This window comes from Methylobacterium sp. ME121, assembly GCF_000974725.1.
GTDB lineage: Bacteria > Pseudomonadota > Alphaproteobacteria > Rhizobiales > Beijerinckiaceae > Methylobacterium > Methylobacterium radiotolerans.
In genome coordinates, this window is record NZ_BBUX01000019.1 from 15,263 (window position 1) to 32,291 (window position 17,029).

General features: G+C 72.4%; 22 protein-coding genes and 1 tRNA gene. 6 read left to right on the plus strand and 17 right to left on the minus strand.

What is annotated here, in order from left to right; translation table 11 throughout:
• Positions 1-24: 24 nt before the first annotated feature.
• Complete coding sequence (locus ME121_RS14370) at positions 25-777, plus strand: GNAT family N-acetyltransferase (protein WP_012317673.1); 753 nt, start codon at positions 25-27, stop codon at positions 775-777.
• Positions 778-828: 51 nt separating this feature from the next.
• Here the strand turns inward: ME121_RS14370 and xseA are convergent, their stop codons facing one another.
• The 7 genes from xseA to ME121_RS14405 all read right to left on the minus strand — a co-directional run bounded on the left by xseA (position 829) and on the right by ME121_RS14405 (position 6,901).
• Positions 829-2,529, minus strand: a complete 1,701-nt coding sequence (gene xseA / locus ME121_RS14375) for an exodeoxyribonuclease VII large subunit (protein WP_059409047.1) — start codon at positions 2,527-2,529, stop codon at positions 829-831.
• 124 nt (positions 2,530-2,653) lie between these two features.
• The gene (locus ME121_RS14380; protein WP_059409048.1) at positions 2,654-4,126 is read right to left on the minus strand and encodes an MDR family MFS transporter; all 1,473 of its coding nucleotides are present in this window, start codon (positions 4,124-4,126) and stop codon (positions 2,654-2,656) included.
• Positions 4,127-4,307: 181 nt separating this feature from the next.
• Positions 4,308-5,624 carry an MFS transporter gene (locus ME121_RS14385; protein ID WP_059409049.1) on the minus strand — a complete coding sequence of 439 codons (1,317 nt, stop codon included), beginning with the start codon at positions 5,622-5,624 and terminating at the stop codon, positions 4,308-4,310.
• The gene (locus ME121_RS14390) at positions 5,624-5,830 is read right to left on the minus strand and encodes a ribosome modulation factor (protein ID WP_059409050.1); all 207 of its coding nucleotides are present in this window, start codon (positions 5,828-5,830) and stop codon (positions 5,624-5,626) included. The genes ME121_RS14385 and ME121_RS14390 overlap by 1 nt, the downstream gene beginning before the upstream one ends.
• 67 nt (positions 5,831-5,897) lie before the next feature.
• Positions 5,898-6,155, minus strand: coding sequence for a DUF6894 family protein (locus tag ME121_RS14395; protein WP_024831017.1), 258 nt, complete (start codon positions 6,153-6,155; stop codon positions 5,898-5,900).
• A 105-nt stretch (positions 6,156-6,260) separates the two neighbouring features.
• Entirely contained in the window at positions 6,261-6,524 is a 264-nt protein-coding gene (locus ME121_RS14400; protein ID WP_012317679.1) for a hypothetical protein, read from the minus strand.
• A gap of 137 nt (positions 6,525-6,661) precedes the next feature.
• Entirely contained in the window at positions 6,662-6,901 is a 240-nt protein-coding gene (locus tag ME121_RS14405; RefSeq protein ID WP_059409051.1) for a hypothetical protein, read from the minus strand.
• A gap of 148 nt (positions 6,902-7,049) precedes the next feature.
• Here ME121_RS14405 and ME121_RS14410 point away from each other — a divergent pair, with 148 nt between their 5' ends.
• Both ME121_RS14410 and ME121_RS14415 read left to right on the plus strand, forming a co-directional pair.
• The gene (locus ME121_RS14410; RefSeq protein WP_024831014.1) at positions 7,050-8,066 is read left to right on the plus strand and encodes an NAD-dependent epimerase; all 1,017 of its coding nucleotides are present in this window, start codon (positions 7,050-7,052) and stop codon (positions 8,064-8,066) included.
• A 209-nt stretch (positions 8,067-8,275) separates the two neighbouring features.
• Positions 8,276-8,641 carry a c-type cytochrome gene (locus tag ME121_RS14415; RefSeq protein ID WP_024831013.1) on the plus strand — a complete coding sequence of 122 codons (366 nt, stop codon included), beginning with the start codon at positions 8,276-8,278 and terminating at the stop codon, positions 8,639-8,641.
• Positions 8,642-8,704: 63 nt separating this feature from the next.
• Here ME121_RS14415 and ME121_RS14420 read toward each other — a convergent pair whose 3' ends face one another.
• From ME121_RS14420 to ME121_RS14430, 3 genes are all read right to left on the minus strand, one after another.
• A complete protein-coding gene (locus tag ME121_RS14420) occupies positions 8,705-9,223 on the minus strand; it encodes a MarR family winged helix-turn-helix transcriptional regulator (RefSeq protein WP_012317683.1) in 519 nt (172 codons plus the stop codon).
• A 129-nt stretch (positions 9,224-9,352) separates the two neighbouring features.
• Positions 9,353-10,297, minus strand: a complete 945-nt coding sequence (locus ME121_RS14425; RefSeq protein ID WP_041372255.1) for a site-specific tyrosine recombinase XerD — start codon at positions 10,295-10,297, stop codon at positions 9,353-9,355.
• Positions 10,294-10,446 (minus strand): hypothetical protein, encoded by a 153-nt coding sequence (locus tag ME121_RS14430; RefSeq protein ID WP_012317685.1) that lies wholly within the window; start codon positions 10,444-10,446, stop codon positions 10,294-10,296. Before ME121_RS14430 ends, ME121_RS14425 begins: the two co-directional genes overlap by 4 nt.
• Positions 10,447-10,690: 244 nt before the next feature.
• Between ME121_RS14430 and ME121_RS14435 the strand changes: the two genes are divergently transcribed.
• From ME121_RS14435 to ME121_RS14445, 3 genes are all read left to right on the plus strand, one after another.
• Positions 10,691-11,314: a shikimate kinase gene (locus ME121_RS14435; protein ID WP_076729417.1), complete on the plus strand. Its 624-nt coding sequence runs from the start codon at positions 10,691-10,693 to the stop codon at positions 11,312-11,314.
• A 19-nt stretch (positions 11,315-11,333) separates the two neighbouring features.
• A complete protein-coding gene (gene aroB / locus ME121_RS14440) occupies positions 11,334-12,473 on the plus strand; it encodes a 3-dehydroquinate synthase (protein ID WP_043073160.1) in 1,140 nt (379 codons plus the stop codon).
• 109 nt (positions 12,474-12,582) lie between these two features.
• A tRNA-Thr gene (locus ME121_RS14445) sits at positions 12,583-12,658 on the plus strand.
• A 106-nt stretch (positions 12,659-12,764) separates the two neighbouring features.
• On the opposite strand, the gene ME121_RS14450 is transcribed toward ME121_RS14445, so the two are convergent.
• From ME121_RS14450 to ME121_RS14480, 7 genes are read right to left on the minus strand one after another with little or no spacing between them, the layout of a single operon-like run.
• On the minus strand, positions 12,765-14,519 hold the full coding sequence (locus tag ME121_RS14450; RefSeq protein ID WP_059409052.1) for a complex I subunit 5 family protein: 1,755 nt from the start codon (positions 14,517-14,519) through the stop codon (positions 12,765-12,767).
• The gene (locus ME121_RS14455; protein ID WP_012317689.1) at positions 14,516-14,935 is read right to left on the minus strand and encodes a sodium:proton antiporter; all 420 of its coding nucleotides are present in this window, start codon (positions 14,933-14,935) and stop codon (positions 14,516-14,518) included. Before ME121_RS14455 ends, ME121_RS14450 begins: the two co-directional genes overlap by 4 nt.
• Positions 14,932-15,708, minus strand: coding sequence for an MnhB domain-containing protein (locus ME121_RS14460; protein WP_012317690.1), 777 nt, complete (start codon positions 15,706-15,708; stop codon positions 14,932-14,934). The genes ME121_RS14455 and ME121_RS14460 overlap by 4 nt, the downstream gene beginning before the upstream one ends.
• Complete coding sequence (locus ME121_RS14465; RefSeq protein WP_012317691.1) at positions 15,705-15,956, minus strand: Na(+)/H(+) antiporter subunit B; 252 nt, start codon at positions 15,954-15,956, stop codon at positions 15,705-15,707. The genes ME121_RS14460 and ME121_RS14465 overlap by 4 nt, the downstream gene beginning before the upstream one ends.
• A complete protein-coding gene (locus ME121_RS14470; RefSeq protein WP_012317692.1) occupies positions 15,953-16,237 on the minus strand; it encodes a monovalent cation/H(+) antiporter subunit G in 285 nt (94 codons plus the stop codon). Before ME121_RS14470 ends, ME121_RS14465 begins: the two co-directional genes overlap by 4 nt.
• On the minus strand, positions 16,234-16,485 hold the full coding sequence (locus ME121_RS14475) for a monovalent cation/H+ antiporter complex subunit F (protein WP_012317693.1): 252 nt from the start codon (positions 16,483-16,485) through the stop codon (positions 16,234-16,236). Before ME121_RS14475 ends, ME121_RS14470 begins: the two co-directional genes overlap by 4 nt.
• Positions 16,482-16,970: a hypothetical protein gene (locus ME121_RS14480; protein WP_012317694.1), complete on the minus strand. Its 489-nt coding sequence runs from the start codon at positions 16,968-16,970 to the stop codon at positions 16,482-16,484. The genes ME121_RS14475 and ME121_RS14480 overlap by 4 nt, the downstream gene beginning before the upstream one ends.
• Positions 16,971-17,029 lie beyond the last annotated feature (59 nt).

Here is a 17,029-nt window from a genome sequence, read left to right on the forward strand (position 1 = left end):
TCAGGAGGGTCGGAGGAGGCGGCGATGGCGGATCTCGAACAGGCCTGGCGCGTGGAGGAGGCCTGCCTCAACGCTTGGCCGAGCCCGCGCGAGCTCCTAGTGCACGGTTATCTGCTGCGCGCCGCCGGAGGCCGCTCGAAGCGGCAGAATTCCGTGAACCCCATGCGCGGCAGCGGCGCGCCCGGACCGGCCGTCGAGGCCGCGCGCGCGATCTACGGACGCCTGGGACAGCGCCCGATCTTCCGCGTGCCGGCGATTGCGCCGCAGATGGAGCCGCTCCTCGCCGGCGGCGATTACACCGTAGTCGACGAGACCTGCACGCTGATCCGCGCCCTCGACGACGTGCCGACCGCGCCCGATCCAACGGTGGCAGTCGCCGCGGCGCCGGGGCCGGACTGGCTGGCCCTGCGCGACGCGGTGAACCGCGCCGATGCCGCGGCCGCGCAGGTGTTCCGCGACACCGTCAACGCCCTGGCCCTGCCGCGGGCCTTCGCGGCCGCCGCGGCCGAGGGCGGCATCGGCGCCATCGCCTTCGGGGTGCTCGATCGCGAGCTGATGGTCATCGAGGCGGTGGCGACGCCCGAACCCCTGCGGGGCCGCGGCCATGCCCGGCGCGCGGTCGGCGCGCTGCTGCGCTGGGGCCGGGCGGAGGGCGCCCGGGCCGCCTGCCTGCAGGTCGTCGCCGCGAACACGCCGGCACGGGCGCTCTACCGCACCCTCGGCTTCGAGCACGAGTTGTACCGCTATCACTATCGGGTCGGCCCGGAGCCTAGCTGAGACGCGGTGGGGGGCTCGGCCCAGTTCCTTCATCCGGCCCCGGCCGTCGTCTCAGGCGTCGAACAGCGATCCCTGCCGCGTCGCGGCAGGGCGCGTGCCGGTCCGCTTGCCCGGCGCCGCCGGTGCGGCCGCGCCGCCGCGACGTCCGGGCTTCGCCGGCCGGGACGGATCGACCGGCAAGGACGGATCGTCCGTCCCGTCGGGCACGGCCGTCACGGTCCCGTCGGCGAATTGCAGGCTGAGACGCTGCGCCGCCGCCGCCGCCGCCGCGCGGCGGACGGGGAGCCCCGCGGCGTCGCGCACCAGCACGTAGCCCCGGTCGAGCACCGCGCGGTAGCTCAGGGAGCCAAGCAGGCCCGCGAGACCGTCGAGCCGGTCGCGGCGCCGCTCGATGCCGCGCGCACCCGCCTGGGCGAGGCGCTCCGACAGCGCGAGCAGCCGGTCGGTTCGGCGCGCCTGCAGCGCCCGGGCCCGTTCCAGGCTGGCCTCGCGCGCGACGACGAGGCGTCGTCCGAGCTGGATCAGGGCCTCGCCCTTGCGCTGGACATCGTTGCGCAGGGCGTGGAGCGGCCGGTGGTCGATCCGCGCCAGCCGCGCGCGTGCGTTGGCGAGGGCCACGTCGGGCGAGCGCCGGGCCATCCGGTCGAGCAGGAGCTGGAGCCGCGCGCGGTGGCGGCTCGCGCCCGCCGCGAGCGCCGGGGCGAGGCGCGCCTCGGCGAGGTCGAGCCGCTGGCGCTTGGCCGCCAGCAGGGCGTCGGCGCTCGGCAAGGCGCGCCCGAGAGCGCGCAGGTCGGAGCGGTCGCGGTCGATCCGGCGCCCGACCGCTCCCCTGCCGCGGGCCGCCAGGTCCGCCACCGTGGCGATCAGGTCGGCGCGGACCGGCACCGCCATCTCGGCGGCGCCCGTCGGGGTCGGCGCGCGGCGATCCGAGACGTAGTCGATCAGCGTGGTGTCGGTCTCGTGCCCCACCGCCGAGATCAGCGGGATCGCGCTCGCGAAGGCGGCGCGGACGACGCACTCCTCGTTGAAGGCCCAGAGATCCTCGATGGAGCCGCCGCCGCGGGCCACGATGAGCACGTCCGGGCGCGGGATCGGGCCCTCGGCCGGGAGGGCGTTGAAGCCGCGGATCGCGGCCGCGACCTCCTCGGCCGCGCCGTCGCCCTGAACCCGCACCGGCCAGACCAGGACCGGCCGGGGGAAGCGGTCCTCCAGCCGGTGGAGGATGTCGCGGATCACCGCGCCGGTCGGCGAGGTGACGACGCCGACCACCCGCGGCAGGTAGGGGATCGGCCGCTTGTGGTCCGGCGCGAAGAGACCCTCGGCGGCGAGCTGCTTCTTGCGCTCCTCCAGGAGCGCCATCCAGGCGCCGAGCCCGGCAGGCTCCAGACTCTCGATGACGATCTGGTACGAGGACTTGCCCGCGAAGGTCGTGATACGGCCGGTGGCGACGACCTCCAGACCCTCCTGAGGTCTCTGGCGAAGTCGTCCGAACACGCCCTTCCAGACCACCGCGTCGATCCGCGCCTGCCCGTCCTTCAGGGAGAAGTAGGCGTGGCCCGAGCCGTGCTGGCCGCGATACCCCGAGATCTCGCCGCGCAGGCGGACGTGCCCGAAGGCGTCCTCGAGGGTGCGCTTCAGGGCGCCCGCGAGCTCGCCCACCGACCATTCCGGCTGGTTCGCGTTGAGCACGCTGGTCGGCGGGATGTCCGCCGCGGGCTGGGCTGCGGGGCGCGGGGGCGGCACGAGGGGCATGGCCGGACGCTAGGGGGCTCCGGCGGGACAGTCAAAGGGCCGCTGTGGAGACGGGCTCGTTCGCGTCCCGAGCCGGGCTGGCCGCGACAGCGGCGCCGTCTGTCCTATCGGAAGGTTCCGCCGCCTACTCCACGGCGAGCTCGCGCGGCCGGTTGGAGATCGCCACCGGCGGGACCAGCAGCGACAGGAGCAGGGTCAGCACCGCCACGGCGAACACCGTCCAGAACGTGCCGTGCAGCGCGTGCTGCAGGCCGCCCCGGATCGCCTCCCCGCCGGCCCCGAGGCTTGCCGGATCGTCGAGCAGGCGGCGGAGCTGATCGGAATTCACCGCCGGGCCGCTCGACGGATTGGCGAGCCGGTAATTCAGCACGGCCCCGAGGACGGTCGCGCCGAGCGTCGAGCCGAGGTTGCGCGAGAAGATGTTCGAGGCCGTCGCCGCCCCGCGCTGCGCCCAGGCGACGCTGTCCTGGATGATCACGATGGCGGCGGTGGACAGGAAGCCCATGCCGAGCCCCATCACGACCGAGCCGCAGGCCGCCACCACCGGGGAGGTGTCCGTTCCGAGCGCCACGAAGGCGACCGCGCCGAGGGGCAGGAGCGTCGCGCCGACCAGCAGGATGGGGCGCAGGCCGAACCGGACGAAGCTGCGCGCCGCCGTGGTGGCGCCGATCGGCCAGCCGAGCACCATCAGGGTCAGGGTCAGGCCGGCGATCAGGGGCGATTGCCGCAGCACGCCCTGCACGTACATCGGCAGGAACGCCGTGAGCCCGATCACCGTCATGCCGGAGAGGAGCGTCGCGGTGTTGGCGGTGGCGATGGGGCGCTGCATCCACAGGCGAATGTCGAGCATCGGGTCCGGCGCGCGCCGCTCCTGGACGACGAACAGGAGCGCGGCCACCACGAAGGCCAGCGCCGGCCACAGGGCGGCCTCGGCCGACTCGCCCGCCTCGGTCAGCGCGATCATCAGCGCCGCGATGGCGGCGGTGAACAGGGCCGCGCCGATCGCGTCGATTTGGCGAGGGCGGCGCTCGACGCCCTCGTGGAGGAAGCGCAGGAACAGGCCGGCCGCGATCACGCCGACCGGCAGGTTGATCCAGAAGATCCAGGGCCAGCTCAGGTGACCGATGATCAGGCCGCCGACCAGCGGGCCGGCCACCGAGGAGATGCCCCAGACGCTGGCGAGATAGCCCTGGACCCGGCCGCGTTCCCGCGCCGCGTACAGGTCGCCGACGACGGTCAGGCTCACCGGCTGGATCGCCCCGGCGCCGACGCCCTGGATGAGGCGGAACAGGATCAGCGAGGGCATCGACCACGCGAGCCCGCACAGGAGTGAGCCCGCCAGGAACACCGCGATGCCGAACAGCAGCACCGGCCGACGCCCGTACAGGTCCGAGAGCTTGCCGAACACCACCGTGGTGGCCGTCTGGGTCAGCAGGAAGGAGGCGAACACCCAGGCGTAGAGGTGGAGGTCGCCGAGCTGGCCGGCGATCTGCGGCATCGCCGTCGAGACGATCGTCGCCTCGATGGCGATCATGAACATCGCCGCCATCACCGCGGCGAGGACCAGCGGGCGGCGCGTCTCTGAGGGCGTGGGCATCGCGCCGGTCTAGGCCCGCCGCGCCTGCCTACCTAGCGTTGAACACGGCATCCGGCTCCTCCGCGGCGAGATCCGTGCGCGAGCGCACATACCCGGGGCGCAGGCTCCGCGTCGGACGCATGGATGGGGCGCCGCGATGCGATTTATGCATACATGATCCGCGATGGCCCGAACCCGCCGATCACGCCTCGGACTCGGCGTCGAGGTCGCGCCCGCGCGTCTCGGGCAGCAGGACAGCCGCGATCGTCCCGACGAGGCTGAACGCGGCGAGGTAGTAGGCCGGCGCGAGCCGGTCGCCGGTCGCGGCGATCAGCCAGTTCACCACGTAGTTGGTGCTGCCGCCGAACACCGAGACGGAGACCGCGTAGACGATCGACAATCCGGCGCTGCGCACCGCCCGAGGCAGGGCCTCGGGGATGCCGACGATCACCGCCGCGGCGTTGATGGACGACAGGGCCGAGAGCAGGAAGGTGACCGCGTAGACGCTGGCGGCGCTCGGCGCCCGCACCACCCAGGCGAAGGCCGGGATCGCCAGGATCAGGATCAGCGCCCGCGGCCAGATCATCACCGGTCGCCGCCCGTACCGGTCGGCCAGCCAGCCGCCGAGCAGCGGGAAGATCACCGAGGCGAGCCCGAGCGCGATCGGCACCGCCGTGGCGGCGGTCTCGCTCAGGCCGAGGGTTGCGCCGGCGAAGACCGGCATGTTGGTGCCGACCGCGTTCGACACGGTCGAGGCCGCGATGACCAGGAAGGTCAGGCCCAGCAGGCGGCCGTGCTCGCGCAGGAGCCGGCCGACCACCGCCGTCGTCGAGGCCGCCGCGTGCGGATCCTCCCCGGCGCCGGCCGTCTCGGGCAGGTGACTGCGGATGACGAGGCCGACTGGCACGACGCACAGGCCGAGGGCGAACATCAGCCGCCAGCCCCACTGCGCCATCGCCTGATCGCCGACCGCGAGCGCCAGGGCGGTCGCGACGATCCCTGCGAACAGGGCCGCGCAGCCCTGGCTCGCGATCTGCCAGCTCGTCACGAAGCCGCGCCGGTCCGAGGGCGCGGCTTCCAGCAGGAAGGCCGTCGAGGGGCCGACCTCGCCGCCGAGGGCGAGACCCTGCACGAGGCGGCCGGCAATGACGATGACCTGCGCCCAGCCGCCGATCGTCGCGTAGGAGGGGCAGGCGGCCAGCAGGACCATGCCGACCGCCATCAGCGCGATGGTGATCAGCATCGCGGGCTTGCGGCCGGCCCGGTCCGCGAAAGCGCCGATCAGCACGCCGCCGATGGGCCGCATGACGTAGCCGATGCCGAACAGGGCGAGCGATGCCAGCAGGCTGTGGGTCGGGTCGTTCGCCGGGAAGAAGGCCTCGCCGATCGGCTTGGCGAAGAAGGCGTAGACGGTGAAATCGTAGAACTCGAGGGCGTTGCCCAGGACGACGGCCCCGACCGACTTGCGGTCGAGGGCGGGATGATGCGCGCCGGGATGCGGTGCGGTCCGGGCGTCCATCAGCGGGACGATCCGTCGACCGGGTGCTTGGCGAGACCGCCGGTGACGGGCGTCTCGCCCTCAGCCAGCGCCTCGTCGTAGCCGGACAACCAGAGCGTGCGCGCCTCCGTCCCCTCCGCGTAGGGGCAGGTTTCCCGGGCCAGCCCCTTGGCGGGCGCGGCCCGGCCGAGGGCGCGGGCATCGAGGTCGTTCGGTGGCGTATCCATGCGGGCGCAGCTCCGTTCCGGTTGGCTGCGGCGCGATGTAGGGCGCGGAACGCGCGCGTCGTCGATCTCAGTGACGCGTCGGGGTCCCGTCCGCGGGCAGCGCCACGGCCTCGCTGAATGGGAATTCCAGCACGACCTCGCCGTCGGCGTCCGTGACCACGAGGCACGCGGTCATCAGCCGGGCTTGATCCTGCGGGTGGCGCAGGGCGGCGCGGATCGTCTCCCGCGCCGCCTCCCAGGCCGCGTCCGGATCCCGCAGCTCGATCCCGGTCGGATCGGAGATGACGTCCTCGCCGATCTGCGTGTGGAAGAAGTAGCGCGGCATGGCCTTCACCGGTTGCAGGGGCGCCACTTGGAGCGGAGCGACCCGCTACAGGTGGTGACGGCCGCGCGCCGGACCAGCCCTCGGCGCAACCCGCCCCGTCGGCCCTCAGCCGTTCGCGGCCCGCGCCTCCGGCGCGGACGGGACCGGGCGGAGCGACCGGACCTGGCCGGTGACGCCGCCCGCGCGATGCTGCTTCTCCATCGCCATCAGCGGCCGCAATTCGGGCTCGGCGAAGTCGAGGAGCTTGGCGTTGCGCCAGCGCGGCTTGCCGGACCCGCGGCCGAACCAGCGAGGGCGCTCCTCCTCGACCAGGAGTACCAGCCGTCCCGTCCAGGTCTTCCGGAACCAGAAACGCCCCGTCAGAGACATCGTCCCATCCTCGCCGTCGAGCCGCCCCCGGTCTGGCCGCCTCAATAGCGAACTTGGCCGTTCACGTACTGATGAAGACGCGGGCGAACCGGCGCACCACCGATATCCACAGCCCCGCGCGAGGGCCACGGCCGTCCTCAGTGCGCGATGTGCCGGACCGACAGCGCCAGCACCACGAGCCAGACGAGGCCCGAGAGACCGAACACGAACCCGCGGAGGATCGCCGTCTCGAGTGCGGCGTGCGCGGAGTGCGTCTCCCGCGCCCGTAGCGCACCGTCTTGCCGCGAAGGCCTCGGACGCGCCCGGACCGGGCGCGGCTTCGGCGCGGCGAGCAGGCGCGTCAGGCTGTCGGGGAGCGGTCTGGGGTCGGGCTGCACGGCAGCCGCGAGCCTAGCGGGTCACGCGCCCGCGCGACAAGCCGCGCGGGGCATGAGCAGGTCCACGACAGCGGACCGATTTCTCGCGTACCGACCCCATGCTACAGCTCGATCCCGGGGCGGCCAGTCAGCCCGTCGGTCCGCGCGCATGTCCCTGCCACCTGTTCTGATCACCGGCGTCGCCGGCTTCATCGGGAACCAGCTCGCCCTGCGCCTCCTCGAGGCCGGGCGGCCGGTGGTCGGCCTGGACAGCGTCAACGCCTACTACGACGTGCGGCTCAAGGAAGCCCGTCTGCAGCGCCTCGCGGGCTTCCCGGGCTACAGCTTCGCGCGCCTCGACCTCGCCGACCGCGACGGGCTCGACGCGCTGTTCCGCCGCCACGCGTTCCGCACGGTGATCCATCTCGCCGCCCAAGCCGGCGTCCGCTACTCGCTCACCGATCCGCACGCCTACGCGGCGAGCAACCTCGTCGGCTTCCTGAACATCCTCGAGGCCTGCCGCCACGGCGGTGTGGGGCACCTGCTCTACGCCTCCTCCAGTTCCGTCTACGGCGGCGTCACGGCGATGCCGTTCTCGGTGCACCAGAACGTCGACCATCCGCTCAGCCTCTACGCCGCGACCAAGAAGGCGAACGAGCTGATGGCGCACAGCTACAGCCACCTCTACGGCCTGCCGACCACGGGTCTGCGCTTCTTCACCGTCTACGGTCCCTGGGGTCGGCCCGACATGGCGCTGTACCTGTTCACCCGCGCCATCCTGGCGGGCGAGCCGATCCGCGTGTTCAACGAGGGGCGGATGCTCCGGGACTTCACCTACATCGACGACATCGTCGCGGGGATCCAGGCGCTGGCGGAACGGCCGGCCGCGCCGGACCCCGCGTGGAGCGGCGCGGCGCCGGATCCCGGGACGAGTTCTGCGCCCTACCGGATCTACAACATCGGCAACAACGAGCCGGTGGCGCTCCTGGAGATGATCACCCTCCTCGAGGACGCGCTGGGCCGCAAAGCAGAGAAGATCCTTCTGCCGATGCAGCCCGGCGACGTTCCAGCGACCTACGCCGACATCGACGATCTCGTGCGGGATGCCGGCTTCCGGCCCGCCACACCGCTGAAGACGGGGATCGGTCACTTCGTCGACTGGTACCGGACCTATCACGGGGCCTGAGAGAGCGGCGCCGCGGCCGTCCCGCGGAGCCAATCCGATCACGCGGTGTTGAGGGAAGCGGCGACCTGGAACGGCCGCAGATCGGCCCGCGGCCGACGGCCATCCCACCTAGGCCGTTGCGCCCGCCGGGCAGATTCATTTAGAGCTGTTCCAGGCAGCCAAGCTCTGCCCGCATCGCTGCCGCAGCGGCGGCCAACAGGAGGAAATCCATGCGTTCACTCGTTTTCGGCGCCGTCCTTGCCGTTGTCATGCCCCTCGCCGCGCAGGCCCAGGAGGCCGGTGACGCCGCCGCCGGCGAGAAGGCGTTCGCCCCCTGCAAGGCGTGCCACAACTTCCAGAAGAACGGCGTGGGTCCCGACCTGAAGGGCGTCGTCGGCCGCAAGGCGGGCACCTACGAGGGCTACAACTACTCGGCCGCCCTGAAGAACTCGGGCATCACCTGGGACGAGGCCAACCTGCACGAGTGGCTGAAGAACCCGAAGGCGAAGGTGCCCGGCACCAAGATGATCTTCCAGGGCTACCCCGACGACAAGAAGATCAACGACGTCATCGCCTACCTCAAGACGCAGTCCTGAGGCGCAGGCCCGCGCGCAGACGGGAGCGGCCACCCGGCCGCTCCCGGCCCAGGCGCGTCGGCCTCAATCAGGCATGAGCCCGGCCTGCAGGCTCAGCCTGAGGGTGACGAGATCGTGAAGCAGATCCTTGCGGCCCTGAATATCGAGGCCGGTCATGCCGCCCGCCTCGTCGGGAAGGCAGGCGAGTTCATCGCGCAAGGCCTCGCCGGCGGCGGTGAGGAAGATACTGACCTGACGCTCGTCGACCCGGTCGCGGGCGCGGCGCACCCGCCCGGAGGCTTCCAGGCGCTTCAGGAGCGGTGTCAGCGTCCCCGAGTCCAGGAATAGGCGGTTCCCGATCTCCTTGACCGACAATCCGTCCTGCTCCCACAAAACCAGCAGGACGAGGTATTGCGGATACGTCAGTTCGTGGCGCCCGAGAAGGTTGCGGTAGGCGCGGCCGAAGGCGTGCGCGGCGGCGTAGACCGCGAAGCACAGCTGGTTGTCGAGGCGCTGCCGCTCCTGCTGGGAAAGCTGGTCGGCACGCGTGTGCCCCGCCCGGTCCGGCTCGATGCCGACCTGCGAGGCCGTGGGGCCTGACATAGGAAAACTCTCTCTGGTAAAGACGGGCTCGCGTACCGGTATGGCGAGGGGCTACTCTTAGGCAGTTCGCTAAACCTATACAATTGGGGCGACCCACCAGGAGTTGCCAGGCGTTCCGCGCAGGACCGCTCAGCGATCCATCAGCGGATGCAGATCGCGGACCATCGCCTTCAGGCGCTCGTCGAGCACGTGCGTGTAGATCTGCGTCGTCGAGATGTCGGCATGGCCGAGAAGCTCTTGGACGATGCGCAGATCGGCGCCGTTCTGCAGGAGGTGACTGGCGAAGGCGTGGCGGAGCACGTGGGGGCTCACGCGGTCCGGGTGGAGACCGGCCGCCGCGGCCAGCACCTTGAGATCGCGGGCGAAGGCCTGCCGGGTGAGGTAGCCGCTGTCGCTGTCGGCGGGAAACAGCCACGGGGAATCCTCCGGCACGGCCGGAAGATGCGCCGCCATGGCGGCGCGGGCCGCCTCGGTCAGGGGCACGAGGCGCTCGCGGCCGCCCTTGCCCCTGACGATCAGGTAGCGCTCGCGACTCGCGCCCGCCGTGCGGGGCAGGGCGACCAGTTCCGAGACGCGCAGGCCCGTGGCGTAGAGCAGCTCGAGCAGGCACACCATCCGGCGCGCCCGGCGGGCCGGGCCCGGGGGCTGGTCGGCGCCGGCGGCGGCCTGCGCCGTGGCGAGCAGCCGGTCGACCTCCGCGATCGACAGCACCTTGGGGAGCGCGCGCCCCCGGCGCGGACCGGACACCGCGACGCTCGGATCGCTCTCGGCACCGCCCTCGGCGTACAGGAACTTGTGGAAACCGCGGACGCAGGACAGGCGCCGCGCCGCCGAGGACGCCTTCAGGCCCCGCGTCTCGAGGTCGATGAGGAAGGCTCGCAGCGTGCCGGCATCCACGTCGCCGAGCGCCGTGCCCGAGCGCGCGAGATAACCGAGGTAGTCGTCGAGGTCCCGCCGGTAGGCGCTCAGGGTGTTGAGGCCGGCCCCGCGCTCGGCGGCCAGCATGTCGAGGTACTCGGCGACCTCGGGACGGGGTGCCCGGGCGGCGTCGCCGCCGCTCTCAGACCCGCTCAACGGTTGCCCGGCTGCAGCTTCGAGGCGGGGATGGTCACGCTCATCTCCCGCGGCGTCGGCTGGACGAAATGCGCGAGCGCGAACATGGCCGCGTAGACCAGACCCGCCAGGATCGCGAGGGTGGCAAAGAAACGGAACAGGGTCGGCACGTCGGTCGAACCTCGGGCAGACGGGCGCTGGCGGCGGAGAGGGGGCGGGCGAAGGCCTTCTGCGAGCCGCCGCCGGTGCCCGGGTTCGACCACGTGAACAAGGCGCTGACAAGGCCCGCGACGACACAGCGATGCGTTTCGCAGGCCGCTTGAATCGCGCTAAGAGCCTGCCGCAGGATGTGAGGCTGCCCGCGCGACAGGCGCGCGGGGGCCGGTGGAGAGGCGGGGACGCCGCACGGATGCGATGCAGGAGCCGATGCAGGAGGCCATGAGCGGGGAGGAGGCGGGGGAACCGATCGAGGCGCGTCTGCGCCGCGCGCTCGGCCTGCGCTCGATCGTGCTCGTCGGCCTCATGGGGGCGGGCAAGAGCACCGTCGGCCGGCGCCTGGCGAGCCGCCTCGGGCTGATCTTCAAGGATGCCGATATCGAGATCGAGGCCGCGGCCGGCCTGACGATCCCCGACATCTTCGCGATCTACGGCGAGCCGAGCTTCCGCGACGGCGAGGAGCGGGTGATCTCGCGCCTGCTGCGGGCCGGCCCGCTGGTCCTGGCGACCGGCGGCGGCGCCTACCTGCGCGAGGCCACCCGCGCGCGCATCGCGGAATCGGCGGTCTCCGTCTGGCTGAAGGCCGATCTGGACGTGCTGATGCGGCGCGTGCGCAAGCGCGGCAACCGTCCGCTGCTGCAGACCGAGGATCCGGAGGCGACGATGCGGGACCTGATGGCCGTGCGGCACCCGGTCTACGCCGCCGCCGACGTGATGGTCATCTCGCGGGAGGTGTCGCACGACCGGGTCGTCCAGGACGTGCTGGAGGCGCTGGACGCCCATCTCAGCGGCGAAGGATCCATCCCCGTAGCCGCCCAGTGAGACCCGAGCGAACCGACCCATGACCGAGCCCCGTCCGGACCTCCTGACCGTCCACGTGCCCCTCGACGCCGGCCGCGCCTACGACATCCAGATCGGGCGGGGGCTGATCGACACGGCCGGCCCCGCCGTCGCCGCGCTCGGGGGCCGCCGGGCGGCGATCGTGACGGACGCGACGGTGGGCGCGCTCTACGCCGCGCGGCTGCGGACGAGCCTGGAGCGCGCCGGCCTTCAGGCGGGCGTGGTGACGGTGGCGCCGGGCGAGGCCTCCAAATCCTACGCGGGCTACGCGGAGGTCTGTGACGGGCTCCTGGCCCTGAAGGTCGAGCGCGGCGACCTCGTCGTGGCGCTGGGCGGCGGCGTGGTCGGCGACCTCGCGGGCTTCGCGGCCGCCACTCTCCGGCGGGGCGTGCGCTTCGTGCAGGTGCCGACGAGCCTGCTCGCACAGGTCGATTCCTCGGTCGGCGGAAAGACCGGGATCAACGCGCCGCTGGGCAAGAACCTGATCGGCGCGTTCCACCAGCCGCGCCTCGTCCTGGCCGACACGGCGGCGCTCGACACGCTGTCCGAGCGCGAGATGCGCGCCGGCTACGCCGAGGTCGCCAAGTACGGGCTGATCGCCGATCCGGGTTTCTTCGACTGGTGCGAGGCGAACTGGCGCGGGATCTTCGCGGGCGGCCCGGAGCGCGAGCAGGCGGTCGCGTCCTGCTGCCGGGCCAAGGCCGCGGTGGTGACCCGGGACGAGCGGGAGGACGGCGAGCGTGCGCTGCTCAATCTCGGGCACACCTTCGGCCACGCCCTGGAGCGCCTGACCGGCTACGATTCTGCCCGATTGGTCCACGGCGAGGGCGTGGCGATCGGGATGGCCCTCGCCTTCCGCTTCTCGGCCCGGCTCGGGCTCTGCGCCGGCCAGGATGCCGGCCGCGTCGCCAATCACCTCGCGCTCGCCGGCCTGCCGACCCGTCTGCAGGCCGTCCCGGGCGGGTGCGGCGACGTCGAGGCGCTCCTCGACGCGATGACCCAGGACAAGAAGGTCCGCGACGGCGCGCTGACCTTCATCCTCGCGCGGGGGATCGGCCAGAGCTTCATCGCCCCCGGCGTGGACCGCGCGGAGGTGGCGGCATTCCTGCGGGACGAATTGGCGGCGGACCGGGCCGTCTGACGCCCGCGAGGGCCGGCTGTGGCCTTGCCTAACGCGGGCCGGGCCGCTATGAGCCTGCCACGTCCGGCGCCGGATACCGCGCGTCGCTGACGGTCCCGTCGGGGCCAGGGCCGCAATAGCTCAGCTGGTAGAGCACCTCATTCGTAATGAGGGGGTCGGGGGTTCGAATCCCTCTTGCGGCACCACTTTCCTCGATAACCGAATCCTCCGCCCTGAAGGTCTGGCGCGGCCGGACCTCCGTTCGACGACCCGCGCCGGCACGAGCCCGCGAAGCCCTGTCGCGGGTCGCCCTCACGCCATGGCCAGCACGGCCGCGATCACCGCCACGCCGACCGCGAGCCACGCCGCGTAGTCGCCGATCAAGCCGCTGTGGAGCACTTCCAGCGCGCGGGTCGGCGCCGATTGCGAGGCGCTGACTGGCCGGATCACCGATGCGGGCAGGTGCCTCCGGAACAGGCCGTAGCCCGCGCCGGCGAGGGCGGCGGCGAGCGAGGCCCAGGGAAGCCAGACCGGCCCCTCCGCCAGCGCGACCACGGCCGGCCGATGCATGAAGGCCGACGCCGCCCGCGGGAGGGCGTGCTCGATAAGGCCAGCCGGCAGACCGATATCGAGGGCGAGGAGGAGGCAGCACGGCGCCAGCATCAGCCAGAGCGGCCGGTTGGCCTTCTCACGCTCGTCCTCGCTCGGGGCCCCGGCCTCGTCACCGGGATCGGGCCCGAGCCCGAGGAAGATCCGGCCCGCGGCCCGCAGCACCGCGGCCCCGGTCAGCGCCGCACCGATGGCGCCGGCCGCGAGGGCGATCCCGTGGCCCTGCTGCGCCAGCGCACCCTGAACGAGGCGCGTGCCCTGGTCGAGCACCCCGAGGGGCAGGCCGCAGAGCAGCAGCCCGGCCAGAGCCATGGCGACCCCGGCGGGCCAGATCCCCCGCCCGAGGCCGCGCAGGGCGATCTCGTCGATGCTGGCCTGGGTGGCGAGCAGGATGCCGGCGATCATGAACAGGGCCCCCTTCACCAGCCCGTGCCCCACCACGTAGACGAGCATCCCGCCGGTCCCGTCCACCGTGAGGGCGCCGAGACCGGTGAGCATGATCCCGGCATGCGAGATCGTCGAGAAGGCGAGCATGCGCTTGAGGTGCCGCTGCAGCAGCGCCATCCAGCCACCCAGGAGGGCAGTGAAGCTGCCGAGGCCGATGAGGAGGGCCGGCAGGGCTTGCTGGACCTGATCGGAGCCGCCGAACACGACGGCGCTCACCTTCGCGAGGCCGAACAGCCCGAGCGAGACCATCGATCCGGAGAAGATCACCGAGACCGGGCTCGGCGCCACCGCGTGGGCGTCGGCGAGCCAGAACTGGAACGGCACGATCGCGCCCTTGATCATCAGGGCGGTCGCCACGAGGCAGAACGCCCCGGCCACCACCGGATCCCGGCCGCCCCGCGCCACCGCGGCCGCGATGCCCTCGAAGTCGAGCGTGCCGGTCTGGGCGTAGATCAGCCCGATGCCGCCGAGCATCAGGAAGCCCGCGAGGCTGTTGACCACCGTGAAGTTGATGGCGCCCGCCAGCGACGATTCCGCCAGATGGTAGGCCGTGAGCGCGAAGGCGGCGACGCTCATCACCTCGAACCACACGAACAGATTGAACATGTCGCGGGTGAAGCAGAACCCGACCATGGCGGCCAGGAACAGCAGCATCAGGATGTGGAAGTGGCCGTGGGTGCGGTCGAAGAAACCCCAGGCGAACACGAAGGTCAGCGCGTAGAGCAGCCCGATGAAGGCCGCGACCCAAGCGCTGGCCTCGTCCACGGAGAAGCCGATGCCGAGATGGACGCCGTCGCGCGGCGCCCAGCCGCCGAACCAGTAGACCAGAGGCTCGCCGGCAGCGTGGGTGCCGATGACACCGCAGAGCGCCGCGACGGTGAGAGCCGACAGCGTCGCCAGGATGTCGGGGAGGCGGCCGGGCAGGAGGTGCGCGGTGGCCAGCATCGCCGCGCAGATCACGAGCGGTATGGCGACGGGCAGGGGCAGGAGGGCGGCCGGGAAGGCGGTCACGGCGCGCTTCGCTCCGCCCCGCGCACCCGGCTCGATTCCGGGTCGCGCCCGGACTTGCCGCCCGCGCGCATCGGCCGGAGCTTCTCCGGGTCCAGGCTGCCGCCGCGCTTGTAGGCCTGGATGGTCAGGACGAGGAGGAGGGCGGTCAGCGTCGCGCCGACCACGATGTCGGTGAGCACCAGCGCCTGCATCACCGGGTCGACGGCGGGCGTTCCCGGCGGGTGATCGTAGAAGATCGGCGCGATGCTGCCCCAGCGATAGCCGAGGCCGAGCAGGAGCACGTAGGTCGCCGACTGGCAGACGCCGAGGCAGCCCACGAGGTGAATGAAGTTGCGGCTCGTGGCGATGCCGTAGAGGCCGATCCCGAACAGCCACGCGGCGACCGCGTAGGGCAGGAAACTGGTGACCGCACTCACGCCGATTCCTCCCCCGGCTCCTCGGGCGCGTCGGCCTCGCGGGTCTCCTCCATGAATTCCAGGAAGAGCTGCGTGAAGCCGCCCGTCACCGCCAGGGCGACGCCGAGGTTCTCGATCAGCATCAGCCCCCCCGAGAACAGGTCGCGGAAGGTGCCGAGCGGCAGGATGTTCTGCATGAAGGCGGCGCCGGTGAGCATCGGCGCCAGCCCGCACAGGGCGAAGAGCAGCGCGCCACCGCCTTCCAGGGCGTCGAGCCAGTGGCTGCGGATGGCGTCGCGCCAGCCGGCATAGCCCTCGCCGAGGTAGATCAGCAGGGTCCCGGAGGCGAGGATGACGCCGCCCTGGAAGCCGCCGCCGGGCGTGACCGTCGCGTGCAGCACGACGTAGAGGCCGAACAGCGCGGTGAGCGGGCCGGCGATGCGGCAAGCGAGCACTACGGCCTCGGAGCGCGGGATCACGGCCCGGCCGGGCCGGCGCATGGCGCGCTCGGTCGTGCCCTCGCCGCGCCGCCCGCGCAGCAGCACCACTGTCCCGGTGATCGCGGCGAGCAGCATGAACTCCTCGCCGAGGGTGTCGAGGCCGCGAAGGTCGAAGTTGATGGCACTGACCATGTTGGCGACGTGCCGGGCTTCCGGCGTGATCGCGTTGATGCGCGCGCCGTACTGGGCGATCGTCGACCCGAAGGGCGGCAGGCCGGCGATCACCTCGGCCGCGCCGGGAAGGAGGACGAGGCCCGCGAGGGCCAGGAGCGCGACGCGGACGCGCGGGTTCACGATTCCTCCTCGGGCGGCTGCGCCCGTACGGCCATCAGAGCCACGAGGAAGAGGAGCGGCACCGCCGCCGAGCCCACCGCCAGCTCCGAGAGCGCGACGTCGGGGGCCTGGAGGGCGTCGAACAGGATCGCCAGGACGAGCCCGTTGACCGCGATGGCGAAGACCTGCCGCGCGGGGTCGCGCACCAGAACCACGGCGGTGCCGGAGATCGCGGTGAACAGGAAGAGCAGCGGCAGGATCACCGTCATGCCGAGCGGCCCTCGCGCATCAGCACGGCCCGGCCGGAGACGTGCGACAGGACCGCCGCCCAGGCGAGGAACACGACCATCATCACCAGGATCTTGAGCGAGCGCCCGGAGACGCCGTCGGCCAGGAAGGCCGCCACCGTCACGAGGATCGAGGCCGCGACGTTCAGGAACGCGAGGGCGTGCATCCGGTCGAGCGCCCGGGGCAGACGCCAGAGGGCGAGGGCCGCGAGCCACGCGGCCGCCACGGCGAGGGCCAGGACGGAGCCGATCACGACGCTCATATCCAGCGCTCCAGGAAGACCGCGAGCAGCATCGTGCCGGGCAGGTTGAGCAGGACCAGGGTGAGGGCCAGATCGGTGATGGACGCTTGATCGGTGGCGAAGGCCATGAGCGTCAGGATCAGCACCGTGACGCTTCCGGCGAGCTGGTAGGCGGCGAAACGCTGGCCGGGCCGGCCCCGCCACGCGAGCGCCGCGGCCACGGCGAGCGGCGGCAGCAGCGCCAGGATGGCGACCGTCCAGACGCTCATCGCGCCTCCTCCAGGCCGTGCGTCACCACTGTTCCGTGCGCGCGGTCGAGGGTGAGCACGTAGCTGTCGGGGGCGAGCGATGCGGCCAGCAGTCCGACGGCCCGCGCGGCCGGCGCCGTTTCACCGTCCGGCGTGGCCCAGGCGATCTCGACGGCGCTCCGCTCCCGTATCGCGCCGCCGCCGGCGCGCCCGACGACGGCGCGGAGGAGGTGAAGCCCGACGCGGGCGGTCCGGCGCGGCACGGCGCGGATGGCCGGACCGAGTGGACGGAGCGACGCAGAGTCGAAACGGAAGCGCAGCCCGCCGCGCCGTGCGACGCCCCACCACCAGAGCGTGCCGAGGCTGGCGCAGCCGACCGCGGCCATCCCTTCGTTCAGGCTCACCGAGCCGGCGAAGACCATGTAGGTGAGGGCGAGCACGATCCAGATCGCGGCGCCGTCGCGCCGTGAGCGCTTCCTGATCCCGCTGATCGGTCCTGCCCGCATCGATCCTGACCGGCGCGCCCCGCGGAAGCGTGACCATGCGCATGTCCGACCAAACGTGG